We start from the raw sequence: 5919 nt of genomic DNA, 5'->3' as shown, positions 1-5919 counted from the left end.
CTCATTTAGCAGGGACTGTCAACATTCTGTCCTTGACTTTTGAACCAGTTTATTTAAATCCCTGTTTTTTTTAGTACACACAATGATATGACATCTCTTTATATTACGATGTGATTAACCTCTCACAAAGTAGCGTGAAACAAATTCCATATTAATTTCTTTGATTTCTCTTTTACCTTCTATATAATCTTCATACATTTCAAAGGGATCTCCAGCCCCAAACAAGCCGCATCCACTGCAGTTCTCACATCCTGCAGAATCATTACAGTCCAATGCTTCTTGTATGATTCTTTTTCTTTCTTCTCTTGTTGTATCTTTAATGAGTACACTCTTCATATCCATCACCCACTTCTAGTATAGAAATAATAAATACAAATAGCAAGCAATATACCTATCTTTTTGGTATGTTATAAATACTAAGGAAAAGAGATAGCATTTCTACTATCTCTTTCGTATGAATTATTCAGCAGCATCAAAATCTTTAGCAAGTGCTTCTGCTCTTGCACGACGACGTTTAGCATCTACTAGACACTTATCGAATAATGCTTCTGCATTTTCAGGATTGATCTTAACTAACTGAGAGAATCTGTTTTCACTCATTAAGAAGTCTCTGAACTTAGAATAATCAGGAGCCTTAGAATCAATTGTAAGTGGGTTCTTACCTTCTTCAGTTAAACGTGGGTCGTATCTTAATAAGTTGAAGTAACCACATTCAACAGCCCATTTTTCCTGTCTTGAAGAGTTAATTAATCCACCCTTGATATGATGTTCATTACATGGTGCATAAGCAATAATTAATGATGGTCCATCATAAGATTCAGCTTCCTTCATAGCCTTAATAGCCTGCATTGGGTTAGCACCTAAAGCAATCTGTGCAACATATACATGACCATAAGCCATAGCAATCTGAGCTAAGTCTTTCTTAGCAACCTTCTTACCACTTGCAGTGAACTTCGCAATAGAAGCAGCCTGTGATGATTTAGAAGACTGTCCACCAGTGTTAGAATATACTTCTGTATCAAGAACTAATACATTGACATTCTGATCATTAGCAAGAACGTGGTCTAATCCTCCGTAGCCGATATCATAAGCCCATCCGTCACCACCGATGATCCACTGAGACTTAGTCACTAATTCACCCTTCATATCAAGTAATTCCTTGATAGGTTCATTAGCTGAAGCTTCAACTTTTTCTACTAATTCGTTATAAAGAGCCTTTTCTTCTACTCTCTGACCCTTAACAGCTTCATATTTTTCAAGAATTCCTTTTAATTCTGGTTCTACATCATTCTTATTTGCTTCAATGATTTCTAAGATATGTTTAGACATGTAGTTTTCTGCAAGCTTCATACCGAAACCAAATTCAGCATTATCTTCGAATAATGAGTTAGCCCAAGCCATACCATGACCATTCTTATCAGTAGTACATGGAGTAGATGGAGTTGAACCAGTATAGATTGATGAACATCCAGTAGCGTTCGCAATTCTCATATCAGAACCAAATAACTGAGAAGCTAAACGATAATATGGAGTTTCACCACAACCAGCACAGGCACCAGAAGCTTCAAAGTAAGGCTTCATGAATCCAACACCCTTCACTGTAGTTGTAGGATACTTGTCATCTCTATATTCTACATTGTTGTAAACATATTCAGATAAAGCAGAATGTTCTAATTCTTCCTTAACTGGAACCATTGTAAGTGCCTTTTCACCACGTTTACCTGGACATACAGATGCACATAATCCACAACCTACGCAGTTATCAGGAGAAATCTGGATACGGAATGATAATCCTTCAACGCCCTTACCAATTGGTTTTAATACATCATTAGTAATATCTTCTGGTGCATTCTTGATTTCTTCTTCAGTCATTAAGAATGGACGGATAGTTGCATGAGGACATACCATAGCACACTGGTTACACTGGATACAGTTGTCTTTTTCCCACTTAGGAACCTGAATAGCAATTGCACGTTTTTCTTTAATTGCAACACCATTCTGCATAGTACCATCAAGCTTATCTAAGAATGCTGAAGTTGGAAGATCATAACCTTCAAGAGCATTGATAGGAGCTACGAAGTTATCAAAGTAATCATCACCAGTTGGTTTTCTTAATGGTAATACAGTTAAGTTAGACCATTCTGGATCTACAGTTACTTCTTCAATTGCATCTTTACCAGCATCGATAGCCTTATAGTTAGCCTGGACGATATTTTCACCCTTGTTGCTATAAGACTTCTTAGCCATTTCTTTCATCTTAGTAACAGCTTCTTCGATTGGAAGAATCTGTTCATTTAATGCGAAGAATGCTGACTGTAGGATAGTATTTGTACGTCTACCCATACCGATTTCACCAGCAATCTTGTTGGCATTAATAATATAGAACTTAGCATGTTTATCTGCTAACTGTTTCTTTACTCTATTTGGAAGATAATCAGCGATTTCTTCTTTAGTAAATTCAGTATTTAATAAGAAACGTCCACCATCTTTTAAGTTCTTCAACATATCATACTTTAAGCAGTAGTTGTCTAATGAACAAGAGATGAAGTCTGCTCTATTTACATAGTAAGTTGCTCTAATTGGCTTATTACCAAATCTTAAGTTAGAACGAGTTGCTCCACCAGCCTTCTTAGAGTCATATGCGAAATAAGCCTGGCAGTATAAATCAGTATTATCACCAATAATCTTGATAGAAGACTTATTTGCAGATACAGTACCATCAGAACCTAAACCATAGAATAAGCACTGAGTAACACCAGAATTGATATGGAATCCATGAACATCAGGTAATGATAAATGAGTTACGTCATCCTTGATACCAATTGTGAATCCTGTAAATGGATTATCTGAATTTAAGTGATCATAAACAGCCTTGATATGCTGAGGTGTAGTATCCTTAGAACCCATACCATAACGACCACCAATAACTAATGTATCAGCATCTCTAATAACTGAACATACATCAAGGTATAATGGTTCACCAGTAGCACCCATTTCCTTAGTACGGTCAAGTACAGCAATCTTCTTAGCAGTTGCTGGTAAAACAGCCTTTAAGTATTTTGGAGAGAAAGGTCTATAAAGATGTACTTTAATAACACCAACTTTTTCTCCTTCTTTAGCCATTTCATCAATTGTATCTTCAATAGTTTCAGTAACTGAACCCATTGCGATAATAACTCTATCAGCTTCTGGATCACCATAGTATGTAAATGGTGCATATTCTCTACCAGTGATTTCAGAAATCTTCTTCATGTAATCTGCAGCAATTTCTACAACTGCATCATAATGCTTATTCTGAGCTTCTCTGCTTTGGAAATAAATATCATCATTATCTGCACCACCACGTTCTACTGGATTAGTATGTGGGTTAAGTGCGTTTGCTTTAAATTTCTTAATTGCATCATAATCTACTAATGAAGCTAAAGTTTCATAATCAAGAACTTCTACTTTCTGAATTTCATGAGATGTTCTGAAACCATCAAAGAAATGGATAAATGGTACACCAGCTTTAATTGCAGTTAAGTGTGCAACACCAGCTAAATCCATAACTTCCTGTACAGAATGTGAACAAAGCATAGGGATACCTGTTTGACGGCAGGCATAAACATCCTGATGATCCCCAAAGATATTTAATGAACTAGTTGCAAGAGCTCTTGCAGCTACATGGAAAACACCTGGAAGCATTTCACCCTGAATCTTATAAAGGTTAGGAATCATTAATAATAGACCCTGAGATGCAGTAAATGTAGTAGCTAAAGCACCACCCTGTAAAGCACCGTGTACAGCCCCAGCAGCGCCTGCTTCTGACTGCATTTCAACTACGTTTACAGCAGAGCCAAAAATATTTTTTCTTCCCTGTGAAGCCCATTCTTCAGCATGTTCAGCCATTGGTGAAGAAGGGGTAATTGGATAGATACTTGCTACTTCAGAAAATGCATATGCAACATGAGCGGCAGCAGTATTACCATCCATAGATAAATACTTCTTAGACATAATCTTTCAATCCTCCTTATCTACCATTATACGCTGATATGCAATAAAATACTATAATTAATTATTATCATGTATTTTATCTAAAGTGAGAAGTTAAATTCCACCCAGGTCAAAGTTGCGTTTAGTCTTTCACTTCTTTTCAGTTATTTTTTCTCCTTCAGGTCTATAATTACTGTGATGTCTGTTTCTCTATTTCATGAAAGGCTGATTATCATAGCTAAATCAAATAAGAATCTGCATCTTGCCCTTGCAGAAAGAGAAATGATTCTACTAAGGCTTCTATCACTGCTACTCTTGGAAAAGATAAATCAACTATAGGTAAAAAAATAAAGGCACATAGAAAACATTCACATGTTTGCAGTTTTGATCCTGCGTGTGCCAACAAGAACAGATGCAGAAGGACTGGAGAAAGATAATACAGAATATTAAGTTGAGGCTTTTAACATATCAATATACACTATTATTCAAACAGATTTGTTGCATAATGTAATCAAGAAGGAAAGAAAAGTAGAGAAGAAACAAAAAAACTGATGCAGATGATGCAGATATTATAGAAAAACTTGATAGTGTTGATTCTAAAATGGGATATTTAAAAAACTTATCAGAGAAGATATCGAAAACGCAAAAAAAGATCAGAGCATATAACCCTGGTCTCAGACTATTGACAAACTAAAATTCAAACTATTACCACTCTTTTCATTGACACTCTAGAGCTGACTATACTATTATTTTCCAGTCAAATGGGGAGGAGTTATATAGATGAAAACAAAAATGTCTTTAAAAGAATGGCTTCCGTTAATCGGTATGACTATTTCAGCTTTTTTAGTAAATACATCTGAATTCATGCCAATAGGTTTGTTGACAGATATTTCCAATGATTTCAACATGACAGCAGCACAAGCAGGTGTCATGATCACAGCTTACTCATGGACTGTGACAATATTGTCTCTGCCACTTATGTTACTTGCATGTAAAATAGAACCAAAGAAACTTTTATTAGGCACACTTACTGTATTTTCCACATGCCAGGTGCTCTCTGTTATTTCCATTGGTTTTCCATTTCTAGTCGTATCACGTATTGGTGTTGCCTGTGCACATTCTATTTTCTGGGCCATTGCTTCACCACTTGCAGTCCGTGTCGTATCTAAAGAACATCAATCAAAAGCACTCAGTGCTATTATTACCGGAACTGCTATCGCAATGGTTCTTGGAATGCCGCTTGGTAGAATGATTGGACTTAATATTGGATGGAGAATGACTTTCTTATGTGTGGCAGTCATTTCATTCCTAGTCCTTGTCTATCTTGCATTCGTATTCCCAAAGATAGAAAATACAGAATCATTTTCTATCAATCAGCTTCCAAAACTTTTCAAGAATTCAAGACTAATGATTACTTATATCATTACATTCCTTTTTGCAGCTGGATACTATACAACTTATAGTTATATTGAACCATTTTTACAGAGAGTTGCTGGATTTCCAAGCACCCTAGTGACTATCACATTAATGTTATTTGGTGTTGCTGGACTTTCAGGAAGTTATCTCTTTTCTCGATATTATGATGATCATCGTTTTGCATTTGTACAAGCAGTTCTATTTGGTTTTGCAGGTGCTCTAGGCCTTCTATATCCTGCTTCAATCAATATGTATATGATCATATTAGTATGTGCTATCTGGGGTATAGCCGCAATGGCTTTTCAAACAAGCTTTCAGGCTGAAATCATTGGATGTGTTTCTACAGCCGCTTCATCTGTTGCCATGGCAATTTTCTCAGCTATCTTCAATCTAGGGATTGGAAGTGGTACCTGGCTAGGTGGAGTCGTATATACAAACACTTCTTTAAACTTCATCGGTTTTGTAGGCGCAATGATGGTACTTGTTGCTGCATTCATTAGTTTTATAAAATTCCGCAGCAAATAGGATATC

The 5919-nt window shown here is 36.1% G+C and carries 3 protein-coding genes; 1 reads left to right on the top strand and 2 read right to left on the bottom strand.

The genetic code is table 11. The annotated features are described in order from the left end of the window. Positions 1 to 114: 114 nt before the first annotated feature. Both ACT8VG_RS06530 and nifJ read right to left on the bottom strand, forming a co-directional pair. Entirely contained in the window at positions 115 to 336 is a 222-nt protein-coding gene (locus ACT8VG_RS06530; protein WP_117458370.1) for a hypothetical protein, read from the bottom strand. A gap of 123 nt (positions 337 to 459) precedes the next feature. Further along, positions 460 to 3993 (bottom strand): pyruvate:ferredoxin (flavodoxin) oxidoreductase, encoded by a 3534-nt coding sequence (nifJ, locus tag ACT8VG_RS06525; protein ID WP_288706352.1) that lies wholly within the window; start codon positions 3991 to 3993, stop codon positions 460 to 462. 759 nt (positions 3994 to 4752) lie between these two features. Between nifJ and ACT8VG_RS06520 the strand changes: the two genes are divergently transcribed. Next, positions 4753 to 5913, top strand: coding sequence for an MFS transporter (locus ACT8VG_RS06520; RefSeq protein ID WP_444195444.1), 1161 nt, complete (start codon positions 4753 to 4755; stop codon positions 5911 to 5913). Positions 5914 to 5919: the final 6 nt, after the last annotated feature.

The organism is Catenibacterium sp. (assembly GCF_052354645.1).
GTDB classification, from domain to species: Bacteria; Bacillota_I; Bacilli_A; order Erysipelotrichales; family Coprobacillaceae; genus Catenibacterium; species Catenibacterium mitsuoka_A.
The sequence above is the reverse complement of the archived record's forward strand: the minus strand, read 5'-3'. Positions and strand labels throughout refer to the sequence as shown.

Coding starts and splice junctions, on each gene's coding strand:
- ACT8VG_RS06520 (WP_444195444.1), top strand. CDS start 4,753: ATGAAAACAAAAATGTCTTTAAAAGAATGGCTTCCGTTAATCGGTATG.
- ACT8VG_RS06530 (WP_117458370.1), bottom strand. CDS start 336: ATGAAGAGTGTACTCATTAAAGATACAACAAGAGAAGAAAGAAAAAGA.
- nifJ (WP_288706352.1), bottom strand. CDS start 3,993: ATGTCTAAGAAGTATTTATCTATGGATGGTAATACTGCTGCCGCTCAT.